Consider the following 21,525-nt stretch of genomic DNA (forward strand, 5'->3'; position numbering starts at 1 on the left):
GATTTTTATTTATAAAATTATGTTTTTTATTTTGCAAAATTAAATTTAATCTTATAGAGATTTTGTTAGTAAGTATTAGTAGCGATATAAAACTATGGATAGCAAGATATGAAAATAGCAGTAATCGGTGCTGGAAAATGGGGGCAGGCTTTATACTCAGCACTTAAAATAAATAATGATTGCATTATCTCATCTCGAACAAAGCGTGACATTGAAGGTTTTGTAGAGTTGGATAAGGCGCTAGAGTGCGACTATTTGCTCTTTAGTATATCAACTCAAAAAACACATGAGTTTTTACGCTCAAATTTTAAAGCAAAGAATCAAAAAATATTAGTAGCTTCTAAAGGTATAGATACGATTAGTGGAGAGTTTTTACATGAGATCTATTCTAAATTTGCTCCAAGCGAAAATTTGGCATTTTTAAGCGGTCCTAGCTTTGCAAGTGAGATTATACAAGGATTGCCGTGTGCTTTAGTGATAAGCAGCGAAAATGATGAGTTAGCTCAAATTTGGGCTAGCACTTTTCCAAGTTTTATTAAGCCATATATTAGCGACGATGTTATAGGAGCTGAGATTTGTGGCGCATATAAGAATGTGATCGCTATAGCTGGCGGTGTATGTGCTGGTCTTGGTCTTGGGCAAAATGCTAGAGCTAGTTTGATATCTAGAGGATTAGTAGAGATGGCTAGATTTGGTGAGCATTTTGGTGCTAAGAGTGATACATTTTTAGGTCTTAGTGGAGCAGGGGATCTATTTTTAACTGCAAGTAGTGAATTATCTAGAAATTATAGAGTTGGTCTTGGATTAGCTAGTGGATTTAGTCTTGATGAGATTTTAGCTCAAATTGGAGAGGTGGCTGAAGGTGTAGCTACAGCATATGCAATTACTAAAATTGCTCAGCAAAAAGCGATTTATACTCCAATTGCTAGTCAAGTAGTTGATATGCTAGGTGGCAAAGACGCCAAAGAGGCATTAAAGGATTTATTAAAACGACGATGAAAAAGATTATTTTGCTATTTATTTTTACTATTTCACTCTTTGGCACACCAAGTGATAAAGAGTTAAGAAATATGATTGGTCAGATGGTGATGGTGGGATTTACTGGAAACAGTTCTAGTGATGAGTGGGTTAAGCAGCTTCATCTTGATATTAAAAATGGTAGAATCGGTGGAGTAATGATACTAGCTAGAAATATTAGCAGCAAACAGGGGTTAAAAAATTTAACCAAATATTTAAATTCCGCCAGTTCTAAATATCCTCTTTTTATAGCTATCGATGAAGAAGGCGGGCAAATTAGTAGATTTAATAAATTTAGCGATTTTGAGCATTTTCCATCAGCTTATAAGGTTGGTAGTGAGTTAGATTTAAATAGTGCTAATAAGCTATATACTAATATGGCAACTCAGCTTAAAAATCTTGGAATAAATATGAATTTTGCTCCAGTAGTTGATCTTCATAATGATATATCACCTATAATTGGTCAAAGACAAAGAGCATTTAGCAAGGATGCAGGTGAAGTAACTGCATATGCTAGTGAGTTTATATCAGCTTTTGATAATGTAGGCGTTGCTAGTGTGTTAAAGCATTTTCCAGGTCATGGCAATGCCTCATCTGATACGCATAAGATTAGCACTATAGTAGATAGTTTTGATTTTGATGAGATTAGGCCGTATTATGAATTAATTAAGCGTAAAAAGGCTAAATTTATAATGGTTGGCCATATGATAATCCCTACAATCGATGATGTAAATCCAGCTACGCTCTCACGCCAAATAGTTACAAATTTACTAAAAGATAGCTTAAATTATGAAGGCGTTGTCATAAGCGATGATATGTTAATGAAAGCACTTGGAGGAACACTTGAGCAAAATGCTATAAAGGCAGTAAATGCTGGAGTAGATATATTGCTAGTAAGTGAGTATTTTTATAATAAAACCAACTCTATAAAAGCTTTAAATGATGCAATTTTTAACTCTGTTAAAAGTGGTAAAATAGAGATTGCTAGAATTATTGATGCGTATAATCGTATAATTGCTCAGAAGGCTAGATTCTAATCTCTATCTAGCCCAAGTCTGTTAAACTCATCTCTTAAATTCTCTTTAATGCTTCTAGCAAGCTGTTCTCCGTTTATAAAATTAGACTCTACAAAACTATCAAGTCTGCTAAGAAGAGCAAAAAGTTTACTTTGCCATTGGGTGCTATCTTTTGAATTTAAAGACTCAATAAATACAAGTTCTTTACTAAAATCGCTTAAAACCTCTAGTATTTCATCTTTTTTATTAGGTTCTAATATCATATCTTCTTGGGTGTTTTGACGCAATATATCTATTTGATTGTCTATCGCATCACAAAATTTAGAATAGACTAAATGTGGATTTTCATCATCATTTGTGATATTTTGTGTTACTTTATTTATCTGTTTATAGAGTATTACTCCTACAATTAATACAGCAACTGCCATTATAATTAAATCATTTTGTGCCATTTTTTCTCCTTAAATTTGAAATTGTAGCAATTGCAAGACTAATCCATATGAGTGCAAAGCTAATAATTTTATAAAAATCTAAAGTCTCATTATATATAAAAACTGCAATAATCATACTTAAAGTTGGGCTTATGTATTGCAAAAATCCAATTGTAGAGAGCTTGAGATATTTGGTGCTAGCATTAAATGTAAGTAGTGGTAGTATAGTTACAAATCCGCTTAAAAATAGCATAATTCCATTAAAATTTATCCCAAATTCACTGCTATTATTTATAGCTAGATATAGCAAATAAAGTAGAGCAAAAGGTGTTAAAATGATAGTTTCAATAAATAACCCCTCAAAAGTTCTAACCCCAAGTCTTTTGCGTAAAAGTCCATATAACGCAAATGATAATGGCAGTATAATAGATATTAGCGGTAGATTGCCAATGGCATAAATTTGAACTCCAATAGCAATAAATACGATAAAAATTGAGAGTTTTAAAGCAGGACTTAACCCCTCTTTTAATATAATAGCACCAAGAAGTATGGAAAAAAGAGGATTTATAAAGTATCCAAGACTAGTTGCTAAAATTTCATTTTGGTTGATTGCATAGATAAATACTCCCCAATTACTAGCAATTAATGCACCTGTAATGGCTAAGGTTAGAGTAACTTTTTTGATTTTTGCGATTCTTTTTAGGCTTGTTAGCTTTTTTGTGACTATAAGCACAATAAATAAAATCACCGATGACCAGATGATTCTATGAGCTAAAACCTCAGTGGCGCTAATGCCTTGGATGAATTTGAAAAACACAGGAAACACGCCCCACATAATAAATGTAGTTAAAGCTAAGATAAATCCTTTTTGTGTTGCTTGCATTAGTAATTTAGATCACCTATAAATTTGAGAATTCTTGGATTGTTTTGCGAACTAAAAAACTCTTTTGGGGATTCAATAGTAACTATTTTGCCATCTTCTAAAAATATAATCTTATCAGCGATATCCTTGGCAAATTTGAGTTCATGAGTGACTAAGATCATAGTTTGGTGTTCATTTGCTAGCATTTTAAGCGTGGATAAAACTTCGCTTACTAGTTCTTTATCAAGTGCGCTTGTAGGCTCATCAAGCAATAAAATATTTGGTTTTAAAGCAACAGCTCTAGCAATTGCAACACGCTGCTGTTGTCCTCCGCTTAAAGAGCTAGGATAGGCATTGGCTCTATCTTTGAGGCCAAATTTATTTAGTAAATTTAAAGCAATCCCAATGGCTTTTTCTTTTGGCATTTTTTGGACACTGATTAGCCCTTGGGTGATATTTTGCGTAGCATTTAGATGAGCAAAAAGATTATAAGATTGAAATACCATTCCCATTTTGCGTCTTAAATTTAAAATTTCTTGTTTGCTTGGATGGGATTTAAAATCAATTTTTAATGAACCATCGCTAAATTCCAAAATCCCGCTATCTGGTATCTCTAGATAGTTTAATGAACGAAGAAGTGTAGTCTTGCCACTTCCGCTTGGCCCGATAATTGCAATTATCTCACCTTTTTTAATATCAAAACTAATATTTGATAATATGGTATGAGAGCCGATTTTTTTATTTATATCTCTTATTTGTAGCATATTTTCCTCTTATAGATGCTTGCTAAATTTTGCCTCAAGGTGAGTTTGTAAATATCCAAGACCTATACAAATAATCCAGTATATAAGAGCAGCTTGCGAATAGACTCTTAGAAATTCATAATTTTGAGAGGCGATAGTTTGAGCTTGACGAAATAGTTCAGCTACCAAAACCACTGAAGCTAAAGATGTATCTTTAATAAGCGCTATAAAGGTATTAGATAGAGTCGGCAAGGCTATTTTAAGGGCTTGCGGTGCTATAATTTTAATAAAAGTATCGCTATTAGTTAGTCCTATACTCCATCCAGCCTCCCATTGTCCCTTTGGTACAGCTAAAATACTAGCTCTAATAGTTTCACTGCTATATGCGCCAATACTAAGACTAAAAGCAATAATTGCGCTAATGAATGGATCTAGCGTTATGCCAATATTTGGCAAACCATAAAATATTATAAAAAGCTGTACAAGTAGAGGTGTTCCACGAATTATAGAGATGTAGAACTGACAAATAGCCTTAGCTAAATTTGATAGTGGATTTTTGCTGTGATTGATACGGATAAGCGCTACAATAACACCTATTGCAATACCACAAATAAAAGATATAATACTAAGGGGGATTGTATATAAAATAGCCCCCTTAATCATAGGCAAAAATGCCTCAATATAATTACTCACTAACATCTATTCCAAAATATTTTTCTGAAATTTGCTTTAGCGTTCCATCTTTTTTCATAGATTCAAGAGCTTTATTGATTATATCTCTTTGTTCGGTTAGCTCTTTTTTAAATAAAAATACACTTCTTGTGCCATTGCCAGTGCTAAATGCGACTTTGATATTTTTATCTCCAGTTGTTTTGATATAGTTTAATATAGCAAGTTTATCATTCATAGTAGCATCTGCTCTACCTTGACTGACTGCTTTAATAGCTGGTGCTAATCCATCAACTAAAACAATATTTGCCCCATTTTCTATGGCAATCTCGTAGTAGTTACTACCCATTGCTTGAGCAATATTTTTGCCTTTAATATCGCTTAGTGAGTTGATGCTATTATCATTAGCTCTTACAGCAACGGCAGCTGAAGTAACTATATATGGATCACTTAGCGTGTAAAGCTCGGCTCTTTTAGGGTCAGCATCGCTTATTTGATTTGCTATCATATCAAACCGATTTGAATTTAATCCTGAGAATATAGCATCCCAATTTGTTTCATGAAATTCAATCTCAAATCCAGCTCTTTTGGCTGCTTCAGTGATTACTTCTACATCATATCCGACTAGTTTGCCACTTGCATCATGATATGAAAATGGATTATATGTACCTTCTGTTGCGACTCTTAATTTATCTTTGTTGGTATTATTAGAAGAACAACCAATCATTAAAAGACTAATGAATAAAAAAGATATTAACTTTTTCATATTTACTCCTCAAATTTATTTAAAATTTCATAATATTATCTAAAATATATAAATAAATTATAAAAATTATATATTTTAGATAAAGGCTATATTATAGTTATTTAAAAAATATATATAGTAAAATTATATATTTTTAATATTTTTAATATAAGCATGTATATATTCATATCCCGAATATAAGGTAAGAATAACAGAAATCCAAAGTAAAATTTCGCCACCCCACCATTGCATAGATAAAAATCCAATAGCTACCATCTGCATTATTGTTTTAATCTTGCCAGCTATGGATGCACTTATATCTATATTTTCACTAGCCATTACAACTCGAAATCCAGTAATGAAAAACTCTCTAACAAGAATTATATATACTGCCCATGCATCAGCTCTATCTATTATCATTAAACCTAAAAATGCTGCTAAAATCAACATTTTATCGGCAAGCGGATCTAAGATTGCACCTAGTTTTGTCTTTTGATTCCAGCTTCTAGCTATATATCCATCAAAAAAATCAGTAATGCTAGCTACTACAAATGTTAAAGCACAAAAGTAATTAAGCCAACTAATCTCTATAGCATCTCCATTGCCCTTAATACATAAAAGCAAAAAAAACATAAGTGGAGCTAAGAGTATACGAAATATAGCTAGAGAATTTGGTAAATTTATCATTTAAAAGTAGTGCCACCATCTATTATAAATGTATGGCCTGTTACCCAGCTAGCTTTTGAGCTGCATAGAAATAAACAAGCACCAGCAAGATCAGTTGGTTGCCCCATGCGACCTAAAGGACTTAATGATGCTGTAGCATCTCTTACTTCTTCATAATTTGTAAATGCTCTTAAAGCATCAGTTTCTATTGGCCCACCACTTACTACATTTACTCTGATGTTTTTCTCGCCAAGCTCAGTAGCTGCGTATCTTGCCATAGCCTCCACTGCAGCTTTTGCTGTGCCGTGACCGCTATAGTGTTCTATATAGACTAGGTTTCCAGTTGAGCTTAAGCTAACTATGCTACCACCGCCTACTTTTTCCATTCTTTTAGCAGCTTCTTGAGAGCCTACTACAAATGCATTTACGGTGGCTGTAAAGATATTGTTTATTCCACGAGGTTTTAACTTCATAAATTTAGTATAACCACCAGCTACTGCGCGTCCTGAAATAATTGCATTTGATACAAAAAAATCGACTCTATCAAAATCTTTATCTATCTCTAAAAATAGCTCTTTATAAGTTTCAGGTTCAAGAATATTTAAAGGATATGCTCTAGCTTTGATGCCAAATTCTTTTTCTAACTCTAATGCTTGATTTTTAGCCATCTCTTCATTAGAGTTATAGGTAAATGCAATATTTGCACCATATTTTGCAAATTCAAGTACAATTGCTCTACCAATTCCTCTTGTACCGCCACTAATAACTAGGGTTTTGCCTTTAAATTCTTCATGATAACAGTTCATTAAAATCCTTTTATATCGTAAGTTTTCATTATTGATTCTATCTTTTTGAGATTCTCACTGCTTGGAGCTACAAGTGGTAATCTATATTCTAAGCTATCTATTAAACCAGCAATATACATAGCAGCTTTAATAGGTATTGGATTTGACTCGCAAAATAGAACTTTATTTATATTATATAGTTTATCATTAATCTCTTTTGCTTTTAGAAACTCATTTTGCATAGCATAGTGAGTAAGAGCTGAAGTTTGATCTGGTAAGAGATTTGATGTAACTGATATAACGCCTTTTCCTCCATTGCTTAAAACTGGATAGTTAATAGCATCATCACCGCTTAATAAATATATCTTTGGTTCATGAGCTAAAATATCAACACATCTTTCTATATTGCCACTTGCTTCTTTAACTCCATAGATATTATCGCAATCATTAAATAGCCTTATAATTGTCTCTGGCAATATATCGCATCCAGTTCTAGATGGGACATTGTATAGCAAGATAGGTATATTTACTGACTCAGATATAGCTTTGTAGTGTTGATATAATCCTTCTTGGGTTGGTTTATTATAGTATGGTGCTACTGATAAGATTCCGTCTGCGCCACAATTTTGAGCAAATTCAGCCAAACCTATAGCCTCGTGAGTAGCATTGCTTCCAGCACCCGCTAATACTTTTACATCGCTATTTTTACACGCATTTACAGCTATCTCAATACAAATTCTATGCTCATCATGAGTAAGAGTCGCACTCTCGCCCGTAGTTCCTACAGGTACAACTGCATCAATTCCATTTTTTATCTGTCTTTTAATAAGTTTTTCATAACCATTTTCATCTATTTTACCATTTTTAAAAGGTGTTACTAGAGCTGTCATCGCTCCATAAATACTTTTTTTCATTTGATTCCTTTTAATATAATTGTAGTGGATTTATCTTTGTTAAAATACCTATTTGCACACTCTTTGATATCTTGTGTTGTAAGTGCATTTGTCCTATCTGAGAGTTGCCAAAGTGGCTCTATATCGCCTCTTGCTATATAGCTTCCATACAGACTTGCAAGCTTGCTTGCGCTACTTAATGAGTAGATAAAATTGCTCTTTAGGCAATTTTTAATTTTAGTTAGCTCATCAGTATCTATATCGCTATTTTTTAGTTTTTTTATCAGCTTTAAGATTTCTTTTTTAACTAGTTTGGCTTTTATACCTGGATTACAAATAGCGATTATTATAAATAAATTTTCATCAATGCTTTCCATAGGATAAGCATAAATTTGATTTACTAAATTTAATTTATCTATTAAAACTCTTTCAAATAATGAGCTTTTACCGCTGCTAAGATATTCGCCAATTGCACTTAATGCAGTCTGGTCTGGATGATTAAATGGCGGTATTTTATAAGCGATAGCTATCATCTCTACATCACTTTGTTTGCGAATTATTAAAGACTTTTCTCCGTTTTGTTCAGGCTCTATGCAGTGCATAGTAGGTATTTCGCAGCGGTTTGCTATACCTTCAAAGTGTTTTTTGCCAAGTTCAAATGCAGTATTCTCGTCAATATCTCCAGTAATCATTAAAAATGCATTTTTTGGTTGATAAAATTTAGACCAAAACTCCTTAATATCAGCAATATTCCAATTTTCAATATCTTTAATAAATCCAATTGGCGTCCAGTGATAAGGATGATATATAAAAGCGTGATTAAATAGTCTAAAATATAGTATTCCAGTTGGATTATTGTCCGTTCTCCATCTGCGTTCTTCTAAAACAACATCTCGCTCAGGTAAAAATTCATCTTCTTTAAGGCTTAAATTTGCCATTATATCAGCATAAAGTTCTAGCGATGTATCTAAATTTTGACTCGAACATTTGATAAAATAGTGAGTAAAATCAAAGCCAGTACTAGCATTATTTACTCCGCCAAAACCCTTTACAATGGAGTCAAACTCACCAGCTTTTCTATTGTCTGTACTTTTAAAATTTAGATGTTCTAACATATGTGCGATTCCGCTCTTACCCATTGTTTCGTTTCTAGAGCCAACTTTATAATAAAGATCTATGCTAATAACATTTGAACCTAAATTTAAAGGGGTATGATAGATCTCAAACCCATTTTCAAGGGTAATTTTGCTAAATTTTGGTAGCATTTATCTCCTTAGATTAGCGCCAACTGCTTGAGAAATATTTTCATATCCCTCGCTTAAGGCTAAATTTAATATTTGACTATTGATATTTTTACAAATACTTGGACCTTCATAGATAAAACTAGTATATATTTGTACTAAGCTTGCACCCATTTTGATACGCTCATATGCATCTTGACCATTATCAATTCCACCACAGCTAATTAATACTGCTTTACCATAAAGCTCTTTAGCAACCTCTTTAAATAGCTCTTTGCTCTTGTTTTTAATAAGTTGGCCGCTGATACCGCCAAAATCTTTTGCCTTTGGTGTAAGAGAGTAATCCACGCTAGTATTATTGATAATTAACCCTTTAAATCCAGCATTTGCAGCTGTAGAACAAAGAGATATAGCTGAGTCTATACTCATATCTGGAGCTATTTTTAAAATTAGAGGTTTTTTGGTTAAGCTACTTAAAGCAGCAAATAGTTCATTTATAAAAGACTCGCTTTGTAAATCTCTCAAATTTGGAGTATTTGGTGAGCTGATGTTGATTACAAATGCATCACAGCAACTATCAAGCCCTTTAACCAAAATTTCATAATCTTTAATAGCCATATCATTTGGTGTAATCTTATTTTTGCCAATATTAGCAATAAGAGGGATACTAAAAGGATATACCTTTGAGGCTCTAGCTTTAATCTTATCTAAGCCATCGTTATTAAATCCCATGGCATTTTGTATACTTTTTTCTTCTATTAAGCGAAATAGCCTTGGTTTTGGATTTCCATCTTGAGGTTTTGGTGTAAGAGTGCCATACTCTAAAAATCCAAACCCCATCGCAGATAGCGGTGTAATCATTGTAGCATTTTTATCAAATCCACCGGCGAGTCCAACTGGATTTAAAAAATTAATTCCAAAAATATTTTGTGATAGCTTAGTGTCAATAAAACAGAAATTATCCACCAAATAGTCGCTAACAAATGGAATTTTTACAGATACTTTCATTCCAAATTCAGCTATTTTATGGGCATTTTCTGGATTTAGTTTAAAAAAAATTTTTTTAATATCACTATAGTTCATAACATTCCTTTAAACCTGCTATTTTAGCTAAAATTTGCTTAAATTTGCTTATAATTAATAAGAAATTTAATGATATTTTGGGCAATTTATAGATATAATATTTTATAAATTTAAGGAGTAAAAGTGGCATATCAAGAGAAAAAATGGTAAAATTTTTATGAAAATGCTTAGGCTATAAGGGCGGAGTTCATGAGTCAATTTATAAATAGGGGGGGGGTATAACGCTCTTCAAGTGATTGGCGAATTAGAGAAAAAGGAGCGTTTAAATCAACTTAAAGCAGATGAAAAAGGTGTGTTAAATTGGTATAAAACTAATTTTCCTAGTGAGAAATTTAACTTTGCTGATATTCCGCATAATAAAATTACTTCACTAAATGGATTAAATATTTTGGTTCCATTTTATACTGATAATTCTATTGTTGATTTTATTATTGATGCTTTATCGTTTGATGAGTATGATAGTGTGGTGGAGCTAGGCTGTGGATATGGACAAAATCTTTTTAAGATATTTTATAATGGTAGCGGGGTGAATTTGAGATATTTTGGTGGCGAATTTACCAAAAGCGGCGTAGAGATGGCAAAAAAATTAGCTAGTATTGAGCCAAATATGAGAGCTGAGTTTTTTCATTTTAACCATTTAAAGCCTAAATTTGATAAAAAATTAGATTTTGGCAAAAAAGTTTTGGTCTTTACTTGCCATACGATTGAGCAAGTTAAAGAAATTCCTGATAATTGGTTTAAGGTTGTAGCTAGTATCGCTCCATTTGTCAGGTGTATTCACGCTGAGCCATTTGGGTTTCAAATTCGCAATCTAGGTGAAGCTAGTAAAAATCACAAAGATTATTTTATACAAAATGGCTGGAATTTAAATTTCGCTTCAACACTTAAAAAAGCTCAAAATGGTGATATAATCATCGAAGATGCTATGCTAGAGTATAGCTGTGGAACTGATCCATTTAACCCAACTTCAATTGCTGTGTGGAGAACGGTTTAGAGTTTAATATTGTTAGATTTTAGTGGAATTGAGCCATAATGAATAGTAAATTGGCCTTGATTTAATCTATTTTGCAAGGCCATAATCTTTTCTTTGCTTAAGTGCGCGATCTCCTTGCGTACTTGTGTATCTAGGGATTTTGATACTACGATATAAATGGCGATATTTTTTGGGCTAAATTTATAGGCAATTGTGATTTTGTCTTTGAATTCTTGTAGTGTAGTTTTGATTAGTGTTACAGCCTGCATTTGATGGTTTTTGTCTGTTGATACTGATTGTGCAGTTTCATTTGATGTAGTTTGAGTTTGAATTTCAGATTTGGTTTTTTGTATTTGATTTGTTGTCTGATTAGTTGAAGATGATAAATTTTGACTTGGATTTATCTGTTGATTTGGTGTATTTATAAGCAAATTTAACGCTAAATTATTATTAGGATTTATCGTAGTTGTTGGATTATGGTTATGTTTTTCATACTCTATTATATCTTTAAAATTAGCATCGATAAATTTCATTAGAGGCTTTATAAATGCGGTATATATGAGCTTTTTAATAAATTTAGATAAGATAAATTTATTTTTTATTGTTATTATTAGCTGCTCTTTTTGGGAGTATCGTTTAGAAATTTTAAGCGATATAATGGCGCAATCATCAACATAACATATTCCTTTTAGTGCATCAAGCGTGTATTTTAAAATATTATCAATATCAGCTGGTAAGTGCTGTTTCCATAGTATTTCGACAGCCAAATCCCCATTCATAATAAATGCATTTTGTTCTAAAGCAGCTTTTTTTAGCCCCTTTTGATAAATTGCTTTAATAGCATCATTTTTATTATTTATGCTTGTTGGTCTATCATTATATACTATTTTTTGTAGCATTAGTGGATTGCTCCTAGTTTTAGTTTTTGATAGATTTCACATTCTGCTTCAAGCTCTTTATCTGTACCAAATCCTACGATTTTACCATGACCTATAACAGCAATTTTATCAGCATTTTTGATAGTTGATAGACGGTGAGCAATAACAAATATAATCTTATCTTTGCTTAAATTTTCAATAGCTTTTGTTATTTCTTGTTCGCTTTCATTATCTAGTGCGCTAGTGGCTTCATCAAATATTAGAATTTGTGGATTATGATAAAGAGCTCTAGCTATGGCTATTCTTTGTCTTTGGCCACCGCTTAAATTTGCGCCATATTCATCTAAAGTTGTATAGATTCCATTATCTAAATTTTGAACAAAACTATAAGCATTTGCCATCTTAAGCGCCATTATAACTTTAGCCTCATCTAGTGGAGCAGCATACGCTACATTAGCTGCTATTGTATCGTTAAAGATATATACACGCTGAGTGACTAGACCAATATTTTGCCTTAGGCTATCTAGTTTAAATTCGCTTAAATCATTATCATTGATTAAAATCATTCCAGAATTTGGGTCATAAAATCTAATTAATAGATTAATAAGTGTGCTTTTACCGCCACCACTACTACCTACTAGTGCTATCATTTGACCCTTATAGACTTTAAGATTTATACCATTTAGTGCAGTTTTATCACCGTAGCTAAATTTTAAATCTTGGATTGTGATTGAATTTACCTTAGCTGGGAAATTTATATTTCCATCAACAATACTTGGCTGCATATCAAGTAACTCAAATGTTCTTTGGCTAGCCACTACTGCATCTTGCATTTGATTATATATATTTGTTATACGTTTTATAGGCGTATAGAGCATAAATAGCGCTGTAAGAAAGCTAAAAAAGCTACCTACTGTAATTTCTCCATTTATTACCTGTTGTCCGCCAATGATAATAGTAATAGCAATACCAACTGAGCCTAATGTTTCCATCATTGGACTAACTAAAGCATTTACCTTAACGCTTTTTAAATTTAAATGAAATATTTTAGTATTGTGATTATCAAATTTGCTTAGCTCTTTTTCTTGGGCACTACTAGCTTTAACTATTTCGATATTTGAGAAAATTTCATTTAACACTGATGTGATATCGCTAGAAGTTTCTTGCGATGTTCGGCTAAGTTTTCGCATTCTTTTAGCTAAGCGTGAAAGCGGATAAAAGGCTGCTGGTAACACAATAAGTGAAAATAGTGCTAAAGTAGGGCTTTGATAAATTACAACACAAAGTAATCCAATAATAGTTACAAACTCACGCACTAGTTCAGGAATGAGCGATGAGACGATATTGCGAATACGCTCAATATCACCCATTATCCTACTCATTAGCTCGCCAGTGCGATATTTATGGAAAAAACTCATATCTAATCCAAGTAGATTATCAAGTAGTTTGTATCTAAAACGCCTTACCATATCTTGTCCGATATAAGCGGTAAAATATACCTGTAGATATACTCCAAGGCTTTTTATAAAATATATTGCAATAATCGCATATGGAAGTAAATATAAAAGTGTTTCATTTTTTTCAACAAAGATATAATCAAGCACAGGTTTAACTAGCCATGCAGAAACTGCAGTTCCAACGCTAGCCATAATCATTCCTAAAATTGCAATAGCAAACTGCCACACATACTCTTTATAATAGGATTTAAACCGTCTAAAGACTTCTGTTATTCCGTCCATATTTTCTCCCATTTTACTCCATTTGGCGTATCCATTATCGCTACACCAAGGGCGGTTAATTTATCTCTTATAGCATCAGCTTTAGCATAGTCTTTAGCAGCCTTAGCGCTATTTCTAGATTCTATTAAATTTGCAATTTGCTCTTTTTGTTCTAAGCTAAATCCATATTGAAACCACTCAAACTCATCTATATAAAGAATTCCTAAAATCTCTTTTATAAATTCTAAATTTGCCATTATATCAGCTTTTAGTGCTTTGTTTTTTGGTTCTTTATCTAGATTTGTATTGGCTATATTTACCATTTCATCAATTTTTGCTAAGGCTTCTGAAATATTTAAATCATCGCTTAGGGCTTCTATAATCGCATTTTTAAACTCTAAATTTATCTCTCCAGGAGTTACGCCACTTAAGCGTTTTTTAAGTCTATAAATTTTATCGAGCCGTTTTTTACTAGAGAGTAAATCTCCTATATCGTAGTTAAAATTTGCCCTATAATGACTACTCATCAGATAATATCTTACCGCTTCACCCGGAGCAATAGCTAAAGCATCTTTAACAAAAAATGAATTGCCAAGGCTTTTACTCATTTTTTCGTTATTTACTTGAATAAATCCATTATGTAGCCAGTATTTAGATAGCTCTTGATGGTTTGCGCATCTGCACTGTGCAGCTTCGTTTTCATGGTGGGGAAAGAGCAAATCAGCTCCACCAGCGTGAATATCAATGGTTCCATTAAAGATCTCTGCAATCATTGCTACACACTCAGTATGCCAGCCTGGTCGCCCCTTGCCAAACGGACTATCATACCATTGTTCATCAAATTTCCATAGCACAAAATCTTTTTCATCTTTTTTAGCTCCACTGCTAGTAACTCTTGCGATTAGATTTTCGTCTTTTCTGCCGCTTAGACTTAGATATTTTTGATCTTTGCTAGTATCAAAATAAATTCCATCATCTAGCCTATACGTAGCGCCATTTTGTTCTAGTTTTTGAATATAATTTATGATCGCATCAAGCGACTCTGTGGCTTTAGGTTCTATATCGGCATTTAGGACATTTAAAGTGTTCATATCGTTTTTATATCTATCTATATAGTAGGTTGTTATCTGCTCTAAGCTTTGATTGCTAGATTTCATTTTAGCTAGAATTTTATCATCTATATCAGTAAAGTTTTTGACAAACTTAACCTTATACCCAAGAGTTATTAAAACTCGCCTAAGCAGATCAAAGCTAATACTAGATTTTGCATGCCCTAGATGAGCATCATCATAAACAGTTGGTCCGCAGACATAGATATTTATATCATTGCCATTAAGTGGAACAAGTTTAACTTTTTGTTTTAAAACTGTATCATAAATTTGCATATATTATATTCCTTAATTCTATTAATAAATAGCCAAAAATTACTGCTAAGATTATAGTTATTAGATTTATCCTATTAAAGATTATATCCAAAAATTGCCTAATTCCAAATACAAAAATCGCATATCCTAGTAAAAATAGTCCGCTAATACTCCCAGCAAGTGCTAGTCCGCTTGCTCCTAAAGGTTTAAAAAGAAGCAAGCATAAAGCAGTATTTATAAAAAGTGAATATATAGCTATTTTAGCAGCGATTTTTTGTTGCATTTTAGCATATAGCCAGAGCGAAAAGAGCTTATAAAGCCCAAAAGGTAAAAGTCCTAACATATACATTTGCAAGACCTTAGCTGATTCTATAGTATTATTAGTGTTAAATTCACCTCTTTGAAATAGCAGCCAAATAATCTCATTAGCTAAAACAAATCCACCAATAGTAGAAAATAGTAGTAAAAAAAATAGTAAATTAAAGCTTTTTTTTAGCAAATTTATGGCGTTTGTATCGTTTTTAGATTTTATTGCTTTGGCAATTTTAGGAAATATTGCTGTAGAAAGTGCGATAGCAAAAAGTGCTAAAGGTAATTGAAAGATTCTATTTGCGTAGTATAGATAGCTAATTGCCCCAGTAGCTAGAAAGCTAGCAATAAAAGTGGAGATAAAGTCACTTAGTTGATTGGCGCTACTACCAATAATTCCATGGCCAAAGTTTTGCCAAAAACCTTTAGCTTTAGCTCTTTTGCCTTTGGCAAATTTGGCTATACCAAGAGTTAATAAACGGAGTAAATTTAATCTTTTAAGTGCGATAATATGAGATAAAACCTGCAACATTCCTCCAGCTACAACCCCCCAGCTAAGATACATTGCAGCACTTTTTTGGTCTAAATTTAATGCTAAAAGCAAAGCAGTTATCATCGATATATTTAGCAAAGCTGTACTAAAAGCTGTAGTTGCAAAGTGGTTTTTATATTGAAGAAGCGCTGAGAGTAGTGTAACAATAAAAATTGCCAAAAGATACCAAAAATTTATTCTTACTAGTGGAACAGCTAGAGCAATTGTCTCAGGACTAAATCCAAATGCAAGCGCCTTAGTAACTAAAGGAGCAAAGAGCATCACAATAAGACTAAGACCAAGCATCGCAAGGCTAAGCTTGATTAAAATTTCAGCGCAAAATAACCCTTTTTGACTAACTTTTACTAAATTTGGCATAAAAGCTTGAGAAAATGCACCCTCTCCAAAGAGTCTACGAAATAGATTAGGCAGCTTAAACGCTACAAAAAATATATCACTCCAAATACTTGCACCAAGAGCATTTGCCGTCATTAAATCTCTAATAAATCCAAGCACTCTAGAACATAAAATCCCGATACTATTTGTAAAGAAATGTCGCAGCAACTATCAAATCCCAAATTTAAAAACTATGTATTATACTTAAAATTAATTTGATTTTTATAAAATATCTCAAACTTACTCTGTAAAAATAGGGCTAAAACAATCAAAAATCCACCGATTGTCATCTTATAAATATCAAAATCTACTCCCCAAAAAATTGCATTTACCAAAATTGCTATTGGAATTATAGCATTATTCATAATTGCTAAAGTGCCACTATCGACCATAAGCGAGCCACTACTCCACAAATAATAGCCAAACCCAGAAGCTACTACACCAAGGTAGAGTAAAACTACCCAGCTTTGCAAATTTTGTGGAAGCATTGTAAAATTCCCAAAGAGAATAAAGCTAACCCCTGAAACCAAAACCGCCCCAAGATAAAAATATCCAAAATTTGATCTATTATCTTTTAAATTTTTACAAGTAAGCTTATAAAATGCTTGTGCTGCCCCAAAGCAGATATTTGCCATCTGCACGAGTATAAATCCATATAAAGAACTAAGGCTCCAACTTTCAAATTTAATAATAAAAGCACCAATTATACATAAAGCAATGCTAATTAAGTATAGTTTTTTAAATTTGCACGATATAAGATCATAGATTAGGCTTAGATAAAATGGTGTAAATATAGTAAAAAGAGCAACTTCGCTTACGCTAAGATATAAAAATGAATGATAGTAAAATATACTCATAAGACCAATTTGTAGGCCGCCAATAGTGATTAATTTTAGCTTTAAATCAAATTTTAACTTTAAATTTAAAAATGGTAAAAATATCAAAAATGCTATACAAGAACGAAAAAGTATAGCAAAATAGTTATCAACAACTCCGACGATATAGTATCCAATAAGCGGAAATGAGAATGCCCATATAAAAGTTGTTACCCATAAATTGGCCATTTTTTATCCTAAAATTGAAATTTGATTTATAGTATCACTAAAAAAAGTTAATATTAATCTATTTTTTAGTAAAATATCCGATTAAAAATCTTAAGGAGTCTAGGTGTTATTTACCAAAGCCAGTGAATATGCTATGCTATCATTGATTTTATTATCACAAGCTAATCACCCAAAAGATGTAGATACTATATCGTCTGAACTTGGAATTTCAAAAAGTTTTTTAGCAAAAATTTTACAAAATTTAGCAAAAGAGGGTATATTGCACTCCTTTAAAGGTGCAAATGGTGGGTTTGTTTTAGCCGATAAACCATCAAATTTAAGCATTAAGCGCATTTTAGAGAGTGCTGAAAAGCGTAAGGTAAATGTATTTGAGTGCGCAAATTCTAGATGTGATTGTCCTAGCAGCAAAGGCGATGGATGTAAAATTTGGCCTATGTTTAATGATTTACAAGGTCGAATTGATGAGTTTTTAGACCAGATTACCTTAACTGATATTATAAAGAAATAACCTTGGCTAAGCGCAATATTCTAACAATGGTGGCGCCATTTTTAGCGCCAGTGATGAAGGCAAAGAGTTTAACTGTAGTTTTTGTTATTGTAGCGATTTTAGCTATTATCATTGTGCCATTACCTAGTGCTGTGTTAGATTTTTTCTTAGCACTATCTATAGCTATATCTGTTCTTATAATATTAATATCTATTTATATACCAAAGCCTACAGACCTTAGTACATTTCCTACTCTTGTTTTAATTGTTACTCTATTTAGATTAGCGCTAAATATTGCAACAACTAGAATGATTTTAAGCGAAGGGCATAATGGACCAGAAGCTGTAAGTGAGATTATTGCTAGTTTTGGTGAATTTGTTGTCGGTGGAAACTATGTAATCGGGGTTATTGTATTTTGTATTTTAGTTCTTATAAATTTTATGGTTGTAACTAAAGGCTCAACTCGTGTAAGTGAAGTTCAAGCTAGATTTACTCTAGATGCGATGCCTGGTAAGCAGATGGCAATTGATGCGGATTTAAATGCTGGATTAATAGATGAACAAACAGCCAAACAAAGACGCCAAGATATCATATCTGAGGCGAATTTTTATGGAGCTATGGATGGTTCATCTAAATTTATAAAAGGTGATGCTGTAGCTGGTATTATTATTACTATTATTAATATTATTGGCGGATTTTTAATTGGTGCATTTCAATATGATATGGCTATCAAAGATGCCGCTTCTACATATACTATTCTTACAATCGGTGATGGATTAGTGAGTCAAATTCCAGGGCTTATTACTTCAACTGCAACAGCAATTATAATTACTAGAGCTAGTAAAGATGAAGATAATTTTGCTGAAGGTGTTGTAAGTCAGTTACTTGGTGAGTATAAGACGCTTTTAATTGTCGGTTTTATACTATTTGTATTTGCTTTAGTGCCAGGTCTTCCAACATTCTCTTTAGGATTTATGGGCTTATTATTTTTAGGGATTGGATTTATTTTAAAAATGATAGAAGAGGGAAAAATCGATTTTAGTGCTGTCAAAACCGATAAAAATGGCTCTCAGCAAGCTGGAAATGGTAATAAGGCTGCACCATCGGCTAATAAACTACCTAAGAAAAGCGAAGAAGAGATTGCCCTTGAAGAACAAGCTAAGATTGATGATATATTAAAGATTGAAATTTTAGAGTTAGATTTAGGTTATGGACTTTTAAAACTTGCTGATGGGGATTTGGTTGAGAGAATCCGTGCTATGAGGCGAAATATGGCTACAATGCTTGGATTTTTGATGCCTAAAATCAGATTAAGAGATAATATCTTACTTGGCCCAAATGAGTATAAATTTAAATTAAAAGGCGTAGTAATCGGCTCTGGCATTGTCTATCCTGATAAGTGCTTGGCTATGGATAGTGGATATGTGAGCGCAGATATCGATGGTATCGCAGTCAAAGATCCAGCCTTTGGGCTTGATGCATTATGGATTGATCAAAATTATAAAGAGGATGCAATTTTAAGTGGTTATACAGTAGCTGATGCAGCTAGTGTTATTTCTACTCATATGAGCGAGTTAGTTAAGCAAAACGCTAGTGAGTTACTAACAAAACAAGAGGTTCAAAATATTCTTGAAAAGGTAAAATCAGAATACTCCGTAGTAGTAGATGATGCTCTAAAAGTAGTTGGTGTGGGCGTTATCCAAAAGGTATTAAAAGCCTTACTTAAAGATAATATCCCAATTAAAGATATGCTAAGTATACTTGAGGCTATTAGTGATGTAGCTGAAGTTAGTAAGAATTTAGATATGATTATCGAACATGTCAGAGCGGCTCTAGCTAGAGTTATTACCTCTATTTATACAGATGAAAATGGTCAGTTAAACTTCTATATTTTAGATGCTCCAGCCCAACAAAAGCTAATTGATAGCCTAAGTTATAAAGATGGAGCATATACCTTAATGATAAATGTAGCCCAAACCTCAGCTATAGTTAGCGCACTAAGGGCAAAAAGAGAAAATAGACCTATAAGCGAACAGGGCGATATGGTGCTTTGCGTTGAGCCAAGTATTCGTAAATTTATAGCTAATATAGTTCAAAATTTTTCAATCGATATAGCAGTGCTAAGTTTTGCTGAGATTGCGCCAAATACGCAGTTTGAAACTCTTGGTACTATAGAGATACCAGAACTTTAATAAAGGAATAAAATGAAGATTTATCATCTTAGTCATACTGATTTAGATGGATACTCTTGCCAATTTGTTAGTAGTTTTTATTTGAAAAATGTCGAATTTTATAATTCAAACTATGGTAAAGAGATAGACAAAAAGATGTCGCATATAATTTCAAAGATAGGCGATGAAAAGGCGGTGATTTTAATCACTGATCTAAATTTAACCAAAGCTCAATGTCAAAGCTATCAAGAACAACTTGAAAATAAAGATGTTAAGCTTATTTTGCTTGATCATCATCAAACAGGAGCTGAGTGTGCAGCAGAGTTTTCTTGGTATTATTTAGATAATGCTAGAAGTGCGACAAAAATTTGTTATGATTTTTTTAGTGCAATTTTTGGCAAAGATGAGAGGCTAGGAGCATATTGTGATGTGGTAAATGCTGTTGATATATGGCTAAAAAATGATCCAAATTTTGAACTTGGTAAGGTCTGTATGGGCGCAATTGCTGGGGCAAAAGAGATAAATAAGGTAATGTTTGAAGATGAGCATATAGAGTATATCTTTTATCTTATGAGAAGCTTTTGTGAGTTTTTAAGTCTTAATAATGCCCATATTGAACTTGATAATAGACTCCATGGGATTAAGAAGGAGTTTTTTTACCTTAAAAATGATGATACTTTAAGTAATCTAAACTCTAGTTATCTAGTTAGACGCCTTGGAGCTAATAAGGATAAATTTAGCATAAATTACCGTGGTAGTAAAGGGATATTGACTTATAATATAGGAAGCGCTAGTGTAATTGGTAACGACTTTTTAGTGGCTAATCCTGAATTTGATTTTTTTATAGATATGACTAGTAAAAAAACTATGAGCTTTAGGTCTAATGGGGATTTTGATGTGAGCCAAATGGCAAAGGAGCTTTGCGATGGTGGCGGTCATAAAAATGCTAGTGGCGGGTTTTTTGCTGGATTTGTAGATAGTTATAATTATGATGATATAAAATCACAAGTTGTAAATTTGATAAATAAAAAAACAGGAGAATTATGATGAAAAATTACGAAAATGATGTTACGCTAGAAGAGATGAGCTATGAATTGGAGTTAGCTACTCTTGGAATGCTTTACTACGCTGGAGTAAAAAAAGAGCGTTTAAATGACGCCTTTGATAGATATATAGATGTTATAGATGATGTATTAGAAAATAGCGATGCAAATGGTGTTGATGAAGTTATTACTGTGATTGAACATCTCAAAAAGAGCTGCCCAGAACTATTTAAAAAATAGTCTTTTGCTCTTAAATTTTAGTAATCTGATCGCTAGTTGACCTTTTTTATTTAAGATTTTATAATAGTTCCAAATATTAAAATTAAATCTAGCGATCTGAATTTGGGCAAAGATTTGCTCTAAATCATCTCTTTCTTTTGCAGTTAAACTATTCATCAAATTATCTCCTTTGAATTAAAACGAAATTATACTTGATAGC

23 protein-coding genes are annotated in these 21,525 nt (G+C 32.5%); 7 read left to right on the forward strand and 16 right to left on the reverse strand.

Translation table 11 applies throughout. The features are described from left to right. Positions 1-108: 108 nt before the first annotated feature. Entirely contained in the window at positions 109-999 is an 891-nt protein-coding gene (locus tag CIGNP103_RS00240) for an NAD(P)H-dependent glycerol-3-phosphate dehydrogenase (protein ID WP_086268375.1), read from the forward strand. Further along, positions 996-2,054 carry a glycoside hydrolase family 3 N-terminal domain-containing protein gene (locus CIGNP103_RS00245; protein WP_086224600.1) on the forward strand — a complete coding sequence of 353 codons (1,059 nt, stop codon included), beginning with the start codon at positions 996-998 and terminating at the stop codon, positions 2,052-2,054. The genes CIGNP103_RS00240 and CIGNP103_RS00245 overlap by 4 nt, the downstream gene beginning before the upstream one ends. Here the strand turns inward: CIGNP103_RS00245 and CIGNP103_RS00250 are convergent. From CIGNP103_RS00250 to CIGNP103_RS00295, 10 genes are all read right to left on the reverse strand, one after another. Continuing rightward, positions 2,051-2,485: a hypothetical protein gene (locus CIGNP103_RS00250; protein WP_086252427.1), complete on the reverse strand. Its 435-nt coding sequence runs from the start codon at positions 2,483-2,485 to the stop codon at positions 2,051-2,053. The two genes, CIGNP103_RS00245 and CIGNP103_RS00250, sit on opposite strands and share 4 nt — an antisense overlap. Beyond that, positions 2,472-3,347, reverse strand: coding sequence for an EamA family transporter RarD (rarD, locus tag CIGNP103_RS00255; RefSeq protein ID WP_086268376.1), 876 nt, complete (start codon positions 3,345-3,347; stop codon positions 2,472-2,474). Before rarD ends, CIGNP103_RS00250 begins: the two co-directional genes overlap by 14 nt. Then, on the reverse strand, positions 3,347-4,090 hold the full coding sequence (locus CIGNP103_RS00260) for an amino acid ABC transporter ATP-binding protein (RefSeq protein WP_086252429.1): 744 nt from the start codon (positions 4,088-4,090) through the stop codon (positions 3,347-3,349). Before CIGNP103_RS00260 ends, rarD begins: the two co-directional genes overlap by 1 nt. Positions 4,091-4,099: 9 nt before the next feature. Continuing rightward, positions 4,100-4,762 (reverse strand): amino acid ABC transporter permease, encoded by a 663-nt coding sequence (locus CIGNP103_RS00265; RefSeq protein ID WP_336526372.1) that lies wholly within the window; start codon positions 4,760-4,762, stop codon positions 4,100-4,102. After that, a complete protein-coding gene (locus CIGNP103_RS00270; protein WP_086268377.1) occupies positions 4,755-5,504 on the reverse strand; it encodes a transporter substrate-binding domain-containing protein in 750 nt (249 codons plus the stop codon). The genes CIGNP103_RS00265 and CIGNP103_RS00270 overlap by 8 nt, the downstream gene beginning before the upstream one ends. A gap of 123 nt (positions 5,505-5,627) precedes the next feature. After that, positions 5,628-6,167, reverse strand: coding sequence for a CDP-diacylglycerol--glycerol-3-phosphate 3-phosphatidyltransferase (gene pgsA / locus CIGNP103_RS00275; protein WP_236845433.1), 540 nt, complete (start codon positions 6,165-6,167; stop codon positions 5,628-5,630). Beyond that, positions 6,167-6,955, reverse strand: a complete 789-nt coding sequence (locus tag CIGNP103_RS00280; RefSeq protein WP_086224594.1) for an enoyl-ACP reductase — start codon at positions 6,953-6,955, stop codon at positions 6,167-6,169. The genes pgsA and CIGNP103_RS00280 overlap by 1 nt, the downstream gene beginning before the upstream one ends. Then, positions 6,955-7,848, reverse strand: a complete 894-nt coding sequence (gene dapA, locus CIGNP103_RS00285) for a 4-hydroxy-tetrahydrodipicolinate synthase (protein WP_086232139.1) — start codon at positions 7,846-7,848, stop codon at positions 6,955-6,957. The genes CIGNP103_RS00280 and dapA overlap by 1 nt, the downstream gene beginning before the upstream one ends. Continuing rightward, on the reverse strand, positions 7,845-9,092 hold the full coding sequence (locus CIGNP103_RS00290) for a M16 family metallopeptidase (RefSeq protein ID WP_086238392.1): 1,248 nt from the start codon (positions 9,090-9,092) through the stop codon (positions 7,845-7,847). Before CIGNP103_RS00290 ends, dapA begins: the two co-directional genes overlap by 4 nt. After that, a complete protein-coding gene (locus CIGNP103_RS00295; RefSeq protein ID WP_086241346.1) occupies positions 9,093-10,151 on the reverse strand; it encodes a quinone-dependent dihydroorotate dehydrogenase in 1,059 nt (352 codons plus the stop codon). A gap of 232 nt (positions 10,152-10,383) precedes the next feature. Between CIGNP103_RS00295 and CIGNP103_RS00300 the strand changes: the two genes are divergently transcribed. Then, a complete protein-coding gene (locus CIGNP103_RS00300) occupies positions 10,384-11,145 on the forward strand; it encodes a hypothetical protein (protein WP_180379737.1) in 762 nt (253 codons plus the stop codon). Here the strand turns inward: CIGNP103_RS00300 and CIGNP103_RS00305 are convergent. Genes CIGNP103_RS00305 through CIGNP103_RS00325 form a run of 5 tightly spaced genes read right to left on the reverse strand, consistent with a single transcriptional unit; the run spans position 11,142 to position 17,385 of the window. Beyond that, positions 11,142-12,023: a RusA family crossover junction endodeoxyribonuclease gene (locus CIGNP103_RS00305; RefSeq protein WP_086241345.1), complete on the reverse strand. Its 882-nt coding sequence runs from the start codon at positions 12,021-12,023 to the stop codon at positions 11,142-11,144. The two genes, CIGNP103_RS00300 and CIGNP103_RS00305, sit on opposite strands and share 4 nt — an antisense overlap. Then, positions 12,023-13,741: an ABC transporter ATP-binding protein gene (locus tag CIGNP103_RS00310; protein WP_086241379.1), complete on the reverse strand. Its 1,719-nt coding sequence runs from the start codon at positions 13,739-13,741 to the stop codon at positions 12,023-12,025. Before CIGNP103_RS00310 ends, CIGNP103_RS00305 begins: the two co-directional genes overlap by 1 nt. Beyond that, the gene (cysS, locus tag CIGNP103_RS00315) at positions 13,729-15,105 is read right to left on the reverse strand and encodes a cysteine--tRNA ligase (RefSeq protein WP_086268378.1); all 1,377 of its coding nucleotides are present in this window, start codon (positions 15,103-15,105) and stop codon (positions 13,729-13,731) included. Before cysS ends, CIGNP103_RS00310 begins: the two co-directional genes overlap by 13 nt. Then, positions 15,092-16,489: a murein biosynthesis integral membrane protein MurJ gene (gene murJ, locus CIGNP103_RS00320; protein ID WP_086235383.1), complete on the reverse strand. Its 1,398-nt coding sequence runs from the start codon at positions 16,487-16,489 to the stop codon at positions 15,092-15,094. Before murJ ends, cysS begins: the two co-directional genes overlap by 14 nt. A gap of 23 nt (positions 16,490-16,512) precedes the next feature. Beyond that, positions 16,513-17,385 carry an EamA family transporter gene (locus tag CIGNP103_RS00325; RefSeq protein WP_086235381.1) on the reverse strand — a complete coding sequence of 291 codons (873 nt, stop codon included), beginning with the start codon at positions 17,383-17,385 and terminating at the stop codon, positions 16,513-16,515. 103 nt (positions 17,386-17,488) lie between these two features. Between CIGNP103_RS00325 and CIGNP103_RS00330 the strand changes: the two genes are divergently transcribed. From CIGNP103_RS00330 to CIGNP103_RS00345, 4 genes are read left to right on the forward strand one after another with little or no spacing between them, the layout of a single operon-like run. Further along, a complete protein-coding gene (locus CIGNP103_RS00330; RefSeq protein WP_086235379.1) occupies positions 17,489-17,893 on the forward strand; it encodes an RrF2 family transcriptional regulator in 405 nt (134 codons plus the stop codon). 2 nt (positions 17,894-17,895) lie between these two features. Then, positions 17,896-20,064, forward strand: coding sequence for a flagellar biosynthesis protein FlhA (gene flhA / locus CIGNP103_RS00335; RefSeq protein WP_236845545.1), 2,169 nt, complete (start codon positions 17,896-17,898; stop codon positions 20,062-20,064). Positions 20,065-20,076: 12 nt separating this feature from the next. Next, positions 20,077-21,090: a DHH family phosphoesterase gene (locus CIGNP103_RS00340; protein WP_086235378.1), complete on the forward strand. Its 1,014-nt coding sequence runs from the start codon at positions 20,077-20,079 to the stop codon at positions 21,088-21,090. Further along, positions 21,090-21,326, forward strand: coding sequence for a hypothetical protein (locus CIGNP103_RS00345; RefSeq protein ID WP_086224584.1), 237 nt, complete (start codon positions 21,090-21,092; stop codon positions 21,324-21,326). The genes CIGNP103_RS00340 and CIGNP103_RS00345 overlap by 1 nt, the downstream gene beginning before the upstream one ends. On the opposite strand, the gene CIGNP103_RS08085 is transcribed toward CIGNP103_RS00345, so the two are convergent. Then, entirely contained in the window at positions 21,312-21,482 is a 171-nt protein-coding gene (locus tag CIGNP103_RS08085; RefSeq protein WP_179187299.1) for a hypothetical protein, read from the reverse strand. The two genes, CIGNP103_RS00345 and CIGNP103_RS08085, sit on opposite strands and share 15 nt — an antisense overlap. Between the last annotated feature and the right edge of the window lie 43 nt (positions 21,483-21,525).

The organism is Campylobacter sp. P0103 (assembly GCF_002139545.1).
GTDB lineage: Bacteria > Campylobacterota > Campylobacteria > Campylobacterales > Campylobacteraceae > Campylobacter > Campylobacter devanensis.